This window comes from Saccharopolyspora ipomoeae (assembly GCF_029952525.1).
Taxonomy (GTDB): domain Bacteria; phylum Actinomycetota; class Actinomycetes; order Mycobacteriales; family Pseudonocardiaceae; genus Saccharopolyspora; species Saccharopolyspora ipomoeae.
Genome location: NZ_JASAOF010000041.1, coordinates 1 through 14,641, shown reverse-complemented (window position 1 = coordinate 14,641; position 14,641 = coordinate 1). Strand labels below are relative to the sequence as shown.

At 66.1% G+C, this 14,641-nt stretch carries 12 protein-coding genes; 3 read left to right on the top strand and 9 right to left on the bottom strand.

Going from position 1 to position 14,641, the window contains the following annotated elements; translation table 11 throughout:
• On the top strand, positions 1 to 347 hold a 347-nt coding region (locus tag QFW96_RS30075; protein ID WP_281459140.1), incomplete at its 5' end, for a cobalamin-dependent protein.
• 338 nt (positions 348 to 685) lie between these two features.
• Here the strand turns inward: QFW96_RS30075 and QFW96_RS30070 are convergent.
• Entirely contained in the window at positions 686 to 1,972 is a 1,287-nt protein-coding gene (locus tag QFW96_RS30070) for an MFS transporter (RefSeq protein WP_281459139.1), read from the bottom strand.
• 677 nt (positions 1,973 to 2,649) lie between these two features.
• Here QFW96_RS30070 and QFW96_RS30065 point away from each other — a divergent pair.
• Positions 2,650 to 3,951, top strand: coding sequence for an MFS transporter (locus QFW96_RS30065; protein ID WP_281459138.1), 1,302 nt, complete (start codon positions 2,650 to 2,652; stop codon positions 3,949 to 3,951).
• A 7-nt stretch (positions 3,952 to 3,958) separates the two neighbouring features.
• Here QFW96_RS30065 and QFW96_RS30060 read toward each other — a convergent pair whose 3' ends face one another.
• The 4 genes from QFW96_RS30060 to QFW96_RS30045 form a co-directional block, all read right to left on the bottom strand.
• A complete protein-coding gene (locus QFW96_RS30060; RefSeq protein ID WP_281459137.1) occupies positions 3,959 to 5,266 on the bottom strand; it encodes an MFS transporter in 1,308 nt (435 codons plus the stop codon).
• A 158-nt stretch (positions 5,267 to 5,424) separates the two neighbouring features.
• A complete protein-coding gene (locus QFW96_RS30055; RefSeq protein WP_281459136.1) occupies positions 5,425 to 6,576 on the bottom strand; it encodes a LuxR C-terminal-related transcriptional regulator in 1,152 nt (383 codons plus the stop codon).
• A 170-nt stretch (positions 6,577 to 6,746) separates the two neighbouring features.
• Positions 6,747 to 8,165: an MmgE/PrpD family protein gene (locus QFW96_RS30050; protein ID WP_281459135.1), complete on the bottom strand. Its 1,419-nt coding sequence runs from the start codon at positions 8,163 to 8,165 to the stop codon at positions 6,747 to 6,749.
• 246 nt (positions 8,166 to 8,411) lie between these two features.
• The gene (locus tag QFW96_RS30045; protein WP_281459134.1) at positions 8,412 to 9,653 is read right to left on the bottom strand and encodes a CoA transferase; all 1,242 of its coding nucleotides are present in this window, start codon (positions 9,651 to 9,653) and stop codon (positions 8,412 to 8,414) included.
• Between the two features lie 288 nt (positions 9,654 to 9,941).
• Here QFW96_RS30045 and QFW96_RS30040 point away from each other — a divergent pair, with 288 nt between their 5' ends.
• Positions 9,942 to 10,304: a Dabb family protein gene (locus QFW96_RS30040; RefSeq protein WP_281459133.1), complete on the top strand. Its 363-nt coding sequence runs from the start codon at positions 9,942 to 9,944 to the stop codon at positions 10,302 to 10,304.
• A 111-nt stretch (positions 10,305 to 10,415) separates the two neighbouring features.
• On the opposite strand, the gene QFW96_RS30035 is transcribed toward QFW96_RS30040, so the two are convergent.
• The 4 genes from QFW96_RS30035 to QFW96_RS30020 all read right to left on the bottom strand — a co-directional run bounded on the left by QFW96_RS30035 (position 10,416) and on the right by QFW96_RS30020 (position 14,392).
• Positions 10,416 to 11,534 carry an NDMA-dependent alcohol dehydrogenase gene (locus tag QFW96_RS30035; protein ID WP_281459132.1) on the bottom strand — a complete coding sequence of 373 codons (1,119 nt, stop codon included), beginning with the start codon at positions 11,532 to 11,534 and terminating at the stop codon, positions 10,416 to 10,418.
• 88 nt (positions 11,535 to 11,622) lie between these two features.
• Entirely contained in the window at positions 11,623 to 12,513 is an 891-nt protein-coding gene (locus QFW96_RS30030; protein ID WP_281459131.1) for an SMP-30/gluconolactonase/LRE family protein, read from the bottom strand.
• A 257-nt stretch (positions 12,514 to 12,770) separates the two neighbouring features.
• Entirely contained in the window at positions 12,771 to 13,586 is an 816-nt protein-coding gene (locus QFW96_RS30025; RefSeq protein ID WP_281459130.1) for an HpcH/HpaI aldolase/citrate lyase family protein, read from the bottom strand.
• A complete protein-coding gene (locus tag QFW96_RS30020) occupies positions 13,583 to 14,392 on the bottom strand; it encodes an HTD2 family dehydratase (RefSeq protein WP_281459129.1) in 810 nt (269 codons plus the stop codon). The genes QFW96_RS30025 and QFW96_RS30020 overlap by 4 nt, the downstream gene beginning before the upstream one ends.
• Between the last annotated feature and the right edge of the window lie 249 nt (positions 14,393 to 14,641).

The window sequence follows — 14,641 nt, the reverse complement described above, 5'->3', positions numbered from 1 at the left end:
AGAAGGTCATCGCCACCGCCTTCGCCGACCTCGGCTTCGACGTCGACGTCGGCCCCCTGTTCCAAACCCCCACCGAAGTCGCCCGCCAAGCCGCCGAAGCCGACGTGCACATCGTCGGCGTCTCCAGCCTCGCCGCCGGACACCTCACCCTCGTACCCGCACTCCGCGAGGAACTGGCCGCCATCGGCCGCGACGACATCATGATCGTCGTCGGCGGCGTCATCCCACCCGCCGACTTCGACGCACTCCGCCAAGCCGGAGCCTCGGCGATCTTCCCGCCCGGCACCGTCATCGCCGACGCCGCCACCGGACTCCTCCACGAACTCCGAACCCGCCTCGAACACTGACGCCACACCCACGACCAAAGTTGCAGTCCGCGGGCGAGACGACACGAGCGGTGCGACGCCCGCGTTCGCGACTTCGGCGACATGGCGCCACTCCTAGCGCGAGTGAGACCCAGCGGGTATGAAATCGCGTTGATCAAAGACTGTGGGGAACTCGCACGGACCTACTGCAGAGGAACCCGTGACGATGGTCAAGCAGCGACAGGGTTCACTGTCCGCCGACCTGGTTCGCCCACGGTCTCCGGGGTCGAACGACCAGCCCGTTTGGCTCTGACGACGCACGTCGACGCCAAGGCCGGCCACCGGCGATGTGGTGGCCGGCCGGCGAACGAATGCGAGTGTCACCCGGTCTGCTCGACCGGCTCCTGTTCCCTCGACTGCGCCTGGAGCCGTCCGGCCAGTGACAACGGGATCAAGCTGATCGCGCAGACCGCGGCAACGTAAGCGGACGCCGAGGCCGTCGTGTGCGTCGATTCCAGGAGCAGGACCATGATGAAAGGCGCCAGACCGCCACCGAGAATGTTCGCGAGCTGGTAACCCATCGACGCCCCGGAGTACCGGATCTTCGGTGGGAACATCTCGGCGAACAGGGTGATCCCCGGGCCGAACATGGCACCCAAGGCGACCTGTGCGACCCCAAGGGCCAGCACGATGAGACCGAAGTCCTTGGTGTCCATCAACGGGAACATCGCGAACGACCAGATCCCGGCGAGGATGACTCCACCCATGTAGACCGGACGACGGCCCACGATGTCGGACAGCCACCCGGATGCGAGCGTGCTGACCGCCGCGCCGACGACCGACAACATGACCGCGGCGAGCATCGTGGGCTTGGCGATCCCGAGATCACGCACACCGTAGTCGATCATCCCGGTGCTGGACATGTAGAACACGACCGTCGCGGGAATGAAGATGAACGCCACTGTCAACATGTACTTCGGCCGCCGCAACACCTGAATGACCGAAGAGTCCCTGGCACGCTCCTCGGACCTCGCGGCCATGGTCTTCTCAACCTCGTGGAACTCAGGTGAGTCCTCGATGTAGCGATGGACGTAGAAGATGACCGGGAACATCACGACGGTGAGCAAGAACGGCAAGCGCCAAGCCCATCCCAAGAACTGCTCGGGAGAGACGACCTTCGTGATGACCATGAACACCCCAATACCTGCGATCAGACCCGCGAAGGTTCCGATCTGCGGTATGGCCGCGAAAAGACCGCGGCGCTTCGCCGGTGCATACTCGATGGCCAGCAGGGTGGCACCGCCCCACACACCGCCTACCGCGATCCCCTGCCCGATGCGGAAGATCACCAGCAATAAGGCTGCAGCAGCTCCGATCATCGAATAAGTAGGCAAGAGTCCGATCAGTGTCGTCGACACGGCCATCGCGACCGCAGACCCCAACAACGCCGGCTTCCGGCCGTACTTGTCCCCGATGTGCCCGAAAACCACAGCACCGAGCGGCCTGGCGGCGAATCCGACTGCGAACGTCGCGAAGGATGCCAGGACGCCTGCCACGGGGTTAATAGCCGGGAAGAACTGCTTGTTGAAGACCAGGGACGCCGCCATGCCGTAGATCATGAAGTCGTAGAACTCGATCGACTGGGTCGCGATCGTGGCAGCGAGCACCTTGGCTGGCCCACGCCTCCTCGACTCCGCGTCCGCGGAGGACGAGGTACGTCCTTGTACACTCATGTATCCCTCTTCTCAGGATCGACGGTCCACTATGGACCATTAGTCGCACTCAGGGTCCGGCGGTCTTCCTCCGCATCGTTGCCCACGCCAACTCGGCAACCGCGTGCTTCCGGGCTGAACCCCGTTGATCGAACTGGTTTCACGTTCACTGCCCGGCCGCGTCGACGCGGGCCCTTGGTGCCAGTAACGCTCATCACGCTCAGCAGACTGAATATATAATGCGTAGCGCTCGAGGCCAACATGTCGTCAAATATCTTATTTTTACCGTCCGGTTGCCCCACCCGCCTGCACCGCGCCCAGGGGGCGCCGACCAGGCACTGGCAGCCCCACGCTCCCGCCTCACGCGTCTACGAGGCGCTCGCCCGAGGGCGGGATTGAGAGCGCACCCTCGGGCCGGACACGGGCTCGGCACGCCCCTTTGCGCACACCGACCAGCTCGCGGGACAGTTCACTTGAGCCGATGAATATTTTATGTATCGTATTCTACCTGGCGCTGTGGCACCGGCCACAAGCGTGACCTCGGACTTCGAAGGGCCCGACCAATGAAGCTCGGTTCATCCGGAACTGGACCTCCACACCCGCAGGCCCCGAAGAGGGTCGGCCCTGCGGTCGTGATCGGCACCACGCTAGAGTGGTTCGACTTCTACCTCTACGCTTCCATGGCGGCGCTGGTATTCGGGAAGATCTTCTTCCCGTCTGGGAACTCGTCCCTCAGCACCCTGGCGGCATTCGCGACCTTCGCGGTCGGCTTCCTGGCCCGTCCCCTCGGGGGGATGCTCTTCGGAGTCCTCGGGGACAAGATCGGCCGCAAAGCGGTGCTGTCACTCAGCTTGCTGATCATGGGTGTCGCATCAGGACTCATCGGGCTGCTGCCCTCCTACCAGTCAATCGGAATTGCAGCGCCGGTGCTCCTGGTCGTCCTGCGGATCCTGCAAGGCTTCGGCGCGAGCGCGGAACTGGGCAGCGCCATCACAGTCGCCTACGAGCACGCCGACGACAAGACCAGAGGGCGTTACGCTGCCCTTCCCGCACTAGGAGCCCAGATCGGCTTGCTCGCGGCCTCGTTGGCAGTCACCGCCGTCACGAGCTTCGGCAACGAGTTCCTCCTCACCTGGGGCTGGCGGATCCCGTTCATCGCCAGCTTCGCACTCGTCGGCCTGGGTTACTGGATCCGACGCAACATGCCCGAGTCGCCTGAATTCGAACAGGTGGCAACTGATGCCAGGAACCGCAAGGGCCTCCACGTGCTCGGCAACCTCATGCGCTCCGACTGGCGCGGACTGCTCGTCGTGGCGGCCGTCTACGGCGGATACTCGGCGATCGCCTACACCTTCAAGACCTTCTCTCTGTCGTACCTCTCCGAGTTCCAGCACGTGCCCGCCAACGTCGGGTCTTTCGGTGTCACGCTGGCCAGCGCCGTCGCCATCATCGCGGTACCGATCATCGGCCGCCTCTGCGACCGAGTGAACATCCGCAGCGTCATGCTGTTCGGCGCGATCGGCGTTCTCGTGCTGGCGTTCCCGATGTTCTGGGTCCTCGACACCGGCCACTCGGTCTACATCTGGGGCTTCTTGATGCTCACGACGGGCGTCCTCGCACCGCTCATCTTCGTGGCTGGCAGCCCGTTCATGGCACGGCAGTTCCCGACCGAGGTCCGCGCATCAGGCATCGGCACGGGAAGGGAGATCAGCGGCGCGGTTGCCGGCGGTTTCGCACCGCTTGCCGCCCTGGCGATGGTGACCATGTCACCCAGCCACGAGACCTGGGGAGTTTCCCTGCTGATCGCCGGGTGCGCACTCCTGATCGTCCTCGGCGTCGGCTTCGACCAGCAGCGCCGCGTTCGTTCTCGGTCGTCCGAGTCGGAAGTATCTCTTCCGGAACAGGCGCGCGTGAACCAAGAAACGGCTGATTGATCAGCGATCAGCGCGGATTCGTAGTCCCCGGTCGTGGACGCAGCCCCTGGCCGGGGTCTTCCGCATGCGCAAGCGGTGCGCAGTCTTTCTGAACGGCCGACTTGCCCTCCCGTTGCTCCGGCGACGGGACGCGCAGCCGGCTGGGACGGCACACCCGTGCTGTGACCGCCACCAGGGCGGTGGCGAAGACCAGCGCTGCCGGCACGGACAACACATCAGAAATAGTGCCGTTGAGAAGCGCAGCGATGGGGCGCGCACCGACGAAGCAGGCCAACCACATGCTCATGACCCGACCTCGCAACGAGTCCGGCACGGCGACCTGGAGCAAGGCTGTCAAGCTGGTGAGCGCCGTCGACATCCCCGCACCTGCGAAGGCGAACGCGCCGATCAAGACAGGGACAGGAAGCGGCACCGCCAGCACTCCAGTTGACGTGCCCAACACGCACAGACCTGCGACCACGACTTGCGACCCGGCGATCCACCTCTCCAGAGGCCCCATGAGCACTACCCCGAGCGCGGCACCGATGCCGAATGCCGACGCGAAGACCCCCACGGTTCTCGCACCCCCTCCGGTGCCCGCAGCGATCGCGGGGGCCAAGGTGAGCGCCGGATCCGCGGCGACGCCGATGACAACGACGCCAAACAGGATCAACATCAGCCTGCGATCCTGTCGCACGTGCCGTAGTGCCGCACGCATCGATCCGTCCGCATCGGAGCCATGCGACGCGGGCGGGTCGACGCGGATCATGGTGACAACGGCGGCGAAGACCAGGTTTGGCCCCGCAGCGGCGAACAAAGCCGGGCCGGGACCGGCCCAAGTCACCAGCAGCGCACCCAGGGCAGGCCCAGCGGACCTGCCCACGAGCATCGGCAGCGCGTCCAACCGAACGGCCGTCGGGATCTCGTCTTCGCGGACCAGCGCGGGGACGAATGCCATCAGCGCCGGCCCACCCAGCACGAGCCCGATTCCCAGGACCAGGGAGGCGACGAGGATCATCACCCGGGTAGCCGGGCTGTCGCCTCCGGTGTCGACCAGGCACCAGACGGCGAGCGTGGTCGATCCTGCAGCACAGATCAGGCGCCCGAGGACGATCTGCCCCCGCTTGTCCCCGCGATCGGCGACGACGCCGCTCGCTCCCATGAACAGCAGTTGCGGCCCGAACTGCGCGACACTGACCAGCCCGACGTAGAACACGGAGCCGGTGATCTGGTACGCGAGCACCGCGGCGACGACGTTGTGGCTCCACAGGCCGGCGAGCGAGAAGGTCTTGGCGAAGAAGAATGACCCGAAGCGGAGGTCTCCGAGCAACGCCATTGCGGAACGAGGCCTCACCGCGGTCACCGGCGCACCCCTCCATTTCCTTTGTTAGCGAAGCGAGCTTTATGGTTGCGTTGCTCTGCATTCCGGGGGCATGGACCGGCCCGCGCCCTTGAAGTGCGTGGTCAATCTGGAAAAGACGTGCCCTTCGACGGTCAGCGAGGGTACCGACCGCGCAGCCAGCGCGAGATCGCCTCAGCGCGACTGGTGGCGTCGAGCTTGCGCAGGATGTGGGTCACGTGGGACTTCGCGGTGCCCACTGTGATCAGCAGCTGCTGAGCGATATAGCGGTTCGAATGTCCCGCGGCGAGCAGTTCCATGATTTCCGCCTCGCGCGGAGTCAGCGGCCCGTTGTCGGCTGGCAGGACTGCCTGCAGCGGAGCAGCCGGTGCTGCGACTGCCGCCGAGCTCGTCATCGTCAGTCCGGCGGTCCGATGCAGGGCTTCCAGACCTTCGAGGATGGTGATCCGGGCAAGCGAGTGGCTGAGCCCCTCCGCCATCAGCGACAGCAAGGCCTGATCGGCCGCTTCGACGTCGCGGCGCTGGTAGTAGCAGTCGCCGTGGAGCATCCCGACCACCTCTCCGTGCACGGTGAGCGGCGCGATCCCGTACGACTCCGACTTGCCGACCTGCACCAGGTCGCGGACCACCCGATCGCTGTTCTGCACGTCGAACACCAGGCACGAATCAGCTCGGCTGACGACGTCGGCCTCGACGATGCCTCCGTCCAGCGGTGGCGGTGAGGCCTTGCCGACGGCCACGAGCTCGTCTGCCCACCTCGGATCGCGGACGACGCACATCTTGTGCAGCTTCCAGGTCGAGTCCTCGACACGGGATACCAAGACCCGGTCGAACCCCAGCCGGCAGCCGGCCTCGGGGACGCGGTTCAAGAAGTCCTCGACGGTCCGCGCGTCGCGGACCGAGGCCAATGCCTCCGCAATCCGACGGAGGAACGCATCTCGCTGCCCGAGCCGCGCCTGGGCGAGATCAGTTTCGATGCTCCGGATCCGGCCGAGGAGTTCGAGCAGTTCCCGCCGCCGTGCTGCCGGAACGGTGTCGTCCTCAGTCGACCGCAACGCCTCGCCCAAGGCAGCTGACCAGAGCTTGCTCAACACCGGCTGCGCTCTGCCCGCGGCGAGCAGCTCGAGGTCGGAGTGCACGATCTCGACGTCGAGTGCAGATGCGGCGTCCACGCACAAATCGCGGAGCTGGCCGCGCAAAGCCGAGACCTTGGCATCCTCGCGGCTTCCCGCCCGCTGCGCCACAGTTCGCCAGCCAGAAGCCAGGACGGCCTGCTCACGGTCCATCGTCCACCTCGTCCATCCACGACATAAGGGAGGCCGCTGGGATCAGGCAGTGCGTCGATCACAATGAATCAGACAACACAATATATACTGCATTAGATTGCAGTCAAATCGGGACGCACGGTCGCCCCGATGGACACCGGGACGACCGTGCGTCCACCTCCACCGGCGGATCAGCCCGCCGTCTGCTTCATGATCGAGCTGATGTCACCGACGGACTCGAGATTCAGCACGGCGTCCACGATCCGGTCCAGATTCGACTCGGGAAGGATTCCATCCGCGTTCCGGCGGAACTTCGCGACCAGTTCGTCGTTGGTCATGGTGGTTTCGGGCTCCGGCGACTTGCTGCCCTTGGGGTAGCGCCGTTCCCCGACGAAGGTCTCACCACGCGCTGAGACCTCGATCCTGGCCGGCCGGCTGGCAGCATTGCCGGAGAGCATCTCGACGTAGTCCGGGTGAACCTCGTGCGTGGTCCGATCCATCAGTCCGAGGACGGACTCGCTGTAGATCAGCTCCGGGTCGTGCCACTTGGGCCCCGGCGGCACGCGGTGCGCTCCGACCGCGAGCCCGTGCGCGATGCTGAACTGCGCGTCGTGCGGGTGCTCGATGGTGCGGGTCAGCCAGAGGGGCTGCTCCACGAAGCCCTCGACCAATGCCTTGATTCCGTCAATCTCCTGCGGCTTGAGGTCGTTCTCGTCGACGATCTCGCGAAGGGAGTCCAGCAGCGCGTGCAAGATCCGGCAGTGCGGGTAAGGCTTGAAGGTCTGCTCGGCAGGGAACTGCCAGTCAGCACCGAGGTCCGCGGTGATGCGCTCGGCCTCCCACCGCGATGTTCCGATGAAGCGCGGGAAGCCGAACTCCCGGTCGTCGAGCACCTGCAGGTCACCACGATGTCCCAGCTCGGCCATGTGCGCGGCGGTCAGGGCCGCCTGCGTCAACGCGCCAGCAAGCAGGTACTTGATCGTGGAAGTGGGGGTGTGCATGCTCCACGAGCGGAAGGAGTTGACGGGTGCGATGAGTCCGGCGATGCCGAGGGCGTGTGCCTGGACATCGGGCGTGAGACCCTTCAGCTTGGTGATCGCCGCGGTCGCTCCGAACACCGTGCTGCTGTACCCGTAGACCTTCGGGGTGTTGACCTCGCCGTCCTTGACGTCCCGCAGGTAGTCCATGGCCTTGCCGATCCGGTAGGACATCTCGTGGCCGACTGCGACCGCAGTGATCAGGTCCTTGCCGGACGCACCGGAACTCTCACCGACGGCCAAGGCCCCGGGCAGCACGTACGGGGTGACGTGCCCGGGCGGCAGCACCGCGTCGGCATCGAGGGTGTTGATCAGCTCGCCGTTGGCAAAGGACGCCCCGAAGACCGAGACCCGCTCCGGAGTACCGATGATCGTGGCGTCTCCACCCGACCCCCCGGTCATCCGGCCGTAGTCGATGCCGATGCGCCCCTTGGGCTGGTTGACCGCACCCAACGCGCAGCCGATCGAGTCCAGAACGATCCGCTTGGACTCCTCGACGACGTCGTCGGGCAGCTGGGCGAAGTCGCTGCGCGCCGTGAAATCGGCCAGCTGTTCGACGATGGTGTTGGTCATTGCAAACTCCTTCAGCAAGAGCGCGAGGCCGCGCAGCGTCCCGTCGCCACCGACGACGACCTGAGGTCCGTCATGCGGGCCGCGAGGTTGTAGACGAAGACAGAGCCAACCGTTCGATCTCGTCAGGCAGCCCCGTCCGCCCCACCGGCACCACCGCTTCGAAGGCCGTGAGCGACATCGTCGTGAAAAATATATTATGCCTACGCTTTGCGGCTGGTCAACATATCCAGGTCAGCCACCGCTTCATCACCGCGGTCCCGCCACCACGCCACGTGAGCGCAGACCGCCGATTTCCGCATCGCTGAGCCGCAGCCGGGTGGCGAGCACCTCGTCCGTCTCCCTCCCCAGATCCGGGGGCACTCCCACCCGGCTGTGCGCACCGTTCCAGCGCAGCGGCGAGCGGGCCGTGATCGCCCCCGCGCCGCCAGGCAGGGCGGCGTCGGCCAGCACGGCGTGCCGTCCGGCCCGGTGCTCGGCGACGACATCGGTCATCCCCTGGTACTTGCCCCACAGGACCCGTGCGGAGTCCAGCTCGTCCGCAACTTGCTTGCTGTCGCGCGCGGCGAACCACGGTTTCAGGATCGCCGCAATCGCCTCCCGGTGCCGGTACCGGTCCGCCTCGTCGGCCCAGTCCGCCCCCAACACCGGCGCCAGCGCATCGAAGACCTCACCGGTACCGGTCGCCCGGCACAGCGCCGACCACTGGCCAGGAGTCAACGCCACGACCATCACCCGCTTGCCGTCCGAGCAGGGGAAATCGACGCCGAAGCTGCCATACACGTGGTTACCGCACCGTGACCGATCGCTCCCCCGTTCGGCGGCCTCGGACAACCAGCCCAAATTCGCCACACCAGAGAGCGCGACATCTGACAGCGCCAGCTCGACATAAGAACCACGGCCGGTGCGAGAGCGCTCGTACAACGCGGCTAGTACGCCTGTCGACACGGTCAGGCCCGCCACCAAGTCCCATGCGGGCAGCACGTGGTTCACGGGCGTCCCGCCGACCTCCGGACCGGTGATCTCCGGGATGCCGACCTCGGCGTTAACGGTGTAGTCCACGGCCGGACTCCCGTCCGGGTATCCCTGCACCCGCAGGTGGATGAGATCCGATCGGTGCGCGACCAGCGCCTCGTTGGACATCCACCGGCGGCCCACCACGTTGTCCACCAGCACGCCGCGGTTCTCCCCCGGCGCCGTGACCAACGCGATGACGAGTTCGCGCCCCTCCTCAGAGCGCATGTCGACGGCGATCGATCGCTTTCCCTTGTTCAGCGACGTCCAGTAGTAGGAGTCCGAATCTGCGGCACCCTCTCCATCGCCCACCAAGGGCCAGCGGCAGTGGTCGCTGCCGCCGCCGATCGGATCGATGCGCACGACGTCCGCACCCAACTGCGCCAGCGTCATCCCACCGGTGGGCCCGGCGACGAAGCTCGCGCACTCGGTGACCTCCAGGCCTGCTAGCGGTTGCGGGGCATCGGTCTCACGCATAGGACGCCTTCCAGTTCATGTTTTTTATATTGTGTTCTCACAACATAGGTCATCCAACCCCACCCCATGAAGAGCCGAGAGCCGACCAATCCTGCCGAAGTGGGCAGCTCCAAAGGTTCGACGAGGGACGCCAGCCCTGCATGGAGTGCGAGTGGAGGAGCATGAGAACGCAGTGCTTCTCGCCCACCACGCTGCGCGTGGTGGGCCACTTGAGCACTAACAGATATTAAATATAATACTTCGACCGCCCCTGCGCGAACCACCCGGAAGCAGCCGGGCACCCGCACCGTGAAGCACCGGGTGCACCCACAAGATGGCGAGGTACTGATGACCCTGCAACACGTCGTAGCGTTCCGCTTCGGCAACGAGCCAACCGACGATCAACTCGCCGAGATGCGGGCGGGAATCGAATCGCTCACGACCATCGGCGAAGCGCGCACGATCCGCTTCGGCCCGGATCTCACCGGTCAACGCACCCGCGGCTACTCCCACCTGCTGCTCATGGAATTCGACGATGAGCAGTCCCTGCAGCGCTACCAGAGAGACCCGGTCCACCAGCGCTTCGCAGCCTGGATCGCCGCACACGACGTCACGTTGCTGGTGTTCGACTACCACCTCGACGACCGAACCATCATCTGGCCGAAGGACTGACGCCCCGCAATTGCGCTACCCCACGGGCAGGCACTGCGACGCTGATTCGCCGGCTGCCCACCGAATCCGCCAGGATCCGGTGGGCAGCGAACAGCCGGGGTCAGGCGGGTTTCAGTCGAAGATGACGACGCCGCGCAAGTTGCGGCCGGCGTTCATGTCGTCGTAGCCCTGCGGGACCTCGTCCAGCGAGTACCGGGCAGTGATCAGCTCGTCCAGCTTGAGCGTCCCGTTCCGGTACATCTCCAGCTGCGCAGGGATGTCAGCGGTCGGTGTGCTGGCGCCGAACAACGATCCCTGGAGGCGCTTCTGGTACAGCGTCAGCTGATGCAAGTTGATGTCCCCGGCGCTGATCACGCTGTCTCCGAGCCCGGTCACCACGACGGTGCCCGCCTTGCGAACCGATTCCAGCCCCTGGCGGATGTGCTCGCTCCGAAGGATGCCCGTCGTCAGGATCGTGGCGTCCGCACCCTGACCGTTGGTCAGCGAGCGGGCGAAGTCCGCAGCCTCCTCGATGTCCGAGTAGGCGTGGGTGGCGCCGAGCTTGAGCGCCGACTCCCTCTTGAAGTCCACCGGGTCCACGGCGATCACGACGTCCGCCCCGGCGTGCGCGGCGCCCTGCACCGCGTTGATGCCGATGCCCCCGATGCCCATCACGATGACGACCTGACCGGGACGAACCTGCGCCGAATTCACCGCGGCACCCCACCCGGTCCCGATCCCGCAGCCGGTGAGGCAGGCTACGTCGAACGAGATGGAGTGGTCGATCTTGATCGCGGACTCGACGTGCACCGTGACGTACTCGCTGAAAACACCGAGGCCGGCGAGTTGGCCGACGGGCTTGTCGTCCATCGAGAGGCGGAACGACGTCGGATCGGTGAACCGCGCACCGGTGCCGATCGACGCGCCGAGCTGGCACAGGTTCTGCATCCCCTTCGCGCAGTAGAAGCACCGGCCGCACACCGGCAAGAAGGAGAAGACGACGTGATCGCCCTCTGCGAAGCCCGTCGTACCCGGCCCGAGAGCATCGACGATCCCAGCGCCCTCGTGTCCGCCGACGAGCGGCAGGATGGGCGCCTGCTGGGTCCCGACGGCGTAGTGGTCGTCGGAGTGGCACATCCCGGCGGCCTTCATCTTTACCCGGATCTCACCCGGCCTGGGGTCATCGAGCTCAACCTCCGTCGCCTCGTAACGCCCGGGTACCTCCTGCAGCACTGCAGCGCGAGTCAGCACGGTCGTCCTCCTTCATCGCCGTGTCCAGCCACTCCCCGGCCGGAACATCCGTCCTGTACTTGTGCGTTCATGACCGGCCCACCCGCGCTCAGCGGAGCGGGATGTCCACGCGAGTCGACAGCACCGCGCTCTCCGGGTTGCCAGCGCGCTTCTCCGGGTCGAAATCCGCCGGCGTGGCGCACAGGAAGAGGGTTCTGCCATCCTCGCCGCCTAGGGCGCAGCTGTAGCAGTTGAGATCCCCCGTCGAGACCTCATCGACGATCTCTCCACCGGGCATCACTCGGACCGCGCGGCTCTTGACGAAATCAGCGACCCAGATCGCGCCGTCGGCGTCGACGTGCGAAATTCCATCCGCAGCGACGCCGAGCTGCCCCATGGCCTTGACCGGATCCTCCTCTGCCGGGACCGGCCCGAAGCTCGCCCAGTCCCTACGCTCCGACAACGAGCCGTCGGACCGGATGTCGAACTCCGAGAGCCGGTTGCCGAACGACTCGGCGACCACGAGCGTGCTGCCGTCGATGATCGTCGCGCCGTTCGGGAAGTGCACCGGGCCCGCGACGACCGAAGGCGTCCCGTCCTGATCGACCCGGATCAACGACCCGGGGCGGCGCGGGGCGAGGGAGAGCACGTCAAAGCCCCATGTCCCGACCCATGCGGTCCCGTCTCTCCCCACCGTCATGTCGTTGAGGGGGTACTCGGACAGCGGGGAGAGGTCGGCGTGGGTGACGACCGTGCCGTCGTGCTCCCGGCGCACCACCCTGCGATCCCGCATCGACACGGCGAGCAGGCGTCCGTCAGGAAGCCAGCCCAGCCCGGAGGGCTCACCCGGCACCTCGGCCTCGGTCCGCAGCTGCGATCCGTCTTCCCCGACCGAGTACACCCCGTGGGTGTAGATGTCGCTGAACCAGACGCGGCCCTCGTGCCAGCGCACTCCTTCGGTATGCGTCAACCCGTCCACGAGCACCGTCAAATTGCCCATGACCTGACTCCTTCGCACGACTCCGATGGCGTAGGTCACAGTCTGTCGACACCGTTCCTCGGTGACGTCTGCCAAGGGTCATGAATTCGTGCGACCTTGGTAAGAGATCGGCCCACCAGCGGCAGAACTCAGGCGTCTATGCGACGAACTGGGCGAACTTGCGGCAGCAAGGGAACAAGTCGGTGCACCAGCCTCGAACTGCCTTGGCCGTACGAGCAGGAAGAAGACCGCGGAGCGTCACCTGGTGATCTCGCCGCTCATTGGCCGTCCTTGGTGGCAAGAATGCGACGGGCCCGTTCGAGAAGAGGTTTGTCGATCATCTGACCGTTGATCTGGGTGACGGAGTCCCCCGCCTCAACGACCCGTTGTGCCCAATCCTGTTCCGCCTCTGTCGGCGCGAAACCGGACTCGACCGATGCCACCTGGGCGGGGTGGATGCACAGCTTCCCGCCGAAACCGAGGCGGCGGGCGTGTGCGACATCGTCCTGCAGCACCGCGGTGTCGGTGATCGACGTCGTCACGCCATCGATGGGTGGGGCGAGGTTCGCGGCTGCGGAGGCGAACACGAGCCTGGAACGCGCGTGGAGAAGCGCCGTGTGGTCGTCGTGCGCAATGCCGAGTTCGCTGGCGAGGTCCGCGTTGCCCAAAGCCACGCGGACCGTTCCAGCGGTAGCGCACACCTCGCTCGCACGCTCAATGCCCAGCGCGGTCTCGACGAGCGGAATCAACGCGCACTTTCTGGCCACCCGGCGGCCGATGTCGGAAAGTGCTGGCACGGATTCGGCCTTGGGCACCACGACCGGGCAACCGAGACGAATCACAGCCGCGAGATCCGCCTCGAACCACGGAGTTCCAGGCGGATTGATCCGGACCGCGGCGTCGTTGCCGGCCGCCAGCCACTCCTTGACGTGAGCGCGGGCCTGGCCTTTGTTCTCACCTGCCACCGCATCTTCGAGATCCAGGATAACCACATCGGCGCCCGAGGCGCTCGCCTTGGCGAACCGGTCGGGTCGGTCACCTGGCACGAACAGGAAGCTGCGAGCAAGTGCGACCTGCTTGCGGGACAGGCTCATGCGAACGTCACCTCCGCAGTGGCGTGCCGGTCGTCGCGGTGGGTCGCGGTCCCCAGAGTCGCGGCCGCCTCCGACCGCGTCCCGTACGCGACCACCTGCTCCAGCGCGAAGACGGGGCTGCGGAACCGGAACGCCAGCGAACTCACCCGACGAGGTTCCTCACGGCGCACCAGCTCGAGCATGAGCACCGCCAGCAACGGGCCGTGCACGACCAAGCCGGGATACCCCTCCTCCTCGCGCGCGTACGGCTGGTCGTAGTGAATGCGATGGGCATTGGCCGTCAGAGCACTGAACCTGAACAGCAGTCGCGGATCAGGCTGGACCGGTAGCCGCCACTCGGCATCCGGCCACGGGGCGCTCGTGGGGTCCACGACCTCGGGGTGGCTGGCGGAACTCCGGCCGGAGCGATAGACGATGTCCTGCTCCTCGATCACCCGAGTACGGCCTTGCTGGCGAATCTCGTTGCGCTGCGTCACGAACAGCAGCTCACCGGTACGGCCGTGCTTGACCTGCGCGTTCACCAGACTGCTGGTCCGCTCGGCTCGCTCCCCCACCCTGAGGGGCTCGACGAACTGGCAGCGACCTCCGGCGAACATCCGCTGCCGGTCCGGGATCGGCGGCAGGAAGTGCCCGTTCGCGGGGTGTCCGTCCGTTCCGAGCTCGGTCTGGCCCGGCCACTGGAGGAAGTAGAACCAGTGCCACAGCGGAGGCAGCGGACCCCCTGACGACGCCGCGGGTTCGGGCAGGTCCAGCATCGCCGACACCGCCGCCGTTTGCTCGGGCAGCAACGAGTCCTCGTCGGTCACGGGCCCTGGAGCCCAGGACTTCACATGTTCCTCGAGCGTGCTTGCTGGATTCTCCACTTCAAACCTTCCGTTGTCCTGAACCGCGCCTACCGAAACAAGCGGGTCACGTGCTGTCGCCGCGCTTGACCGCGTTGAGCAGCAGCTGGGCGACGTCGACGACCTCGACGGACTCGCCTGCGACCTGCTCCGACTTCCGGGTCGTGACGCCGTCGGAGAGCATCACCTTGCAGAACGGGCAACCGGTGGCGA

Excerpts from the sequence above, each read along its gene's own strand:
- QFW96_RS30060 (WP_281459137.1), bottom strand. The coding sequence starts at position 5,266 with ATGGCGTTGCTCGGAGACCTCCGCTTCGGGTCATTCTTCTTCGCCAAG.
- QFW96_RS30055 (WP_281459136.1), bottom strand. The coding sequence starts at position 6,576 with ATGGACCGTGAGCAGGCCGTCCTGGCTTCTGGCTGGCGAACTGTGGCG.
- QFW96_RS30050 (WP_281459135.1), bottom strand. The coding sequence starts at position 8,165 with ATGACCAACACCATCGTCGAACAGCTGGCCGATTTCACGGCGCGCAGC.
- QFW96_RS30045 (WP_281459134.1), bottom strand. The coding sequence starts at position 9,653 with ATGCGTGAGACCGATGCCCCGCAACCGCTAGCAGGCCTGGAGGTCACC.
- QFW96_RS30030 (WP_281459131.1), bottom strand. The coding sequence starts at position 12,513 with ATGGGCAATTTGACGGTGCTCGTGGACGGGTTGACGCATACCGAAGGA.
- QFW96_RS30025 (WP_281459130.1), bottom strand. The coding sequence starts at position 13,586 with ATGAGCCTGTCCCGCAAGCAGGTCGCACTTGCTCGCAGCTTCCTGTTC.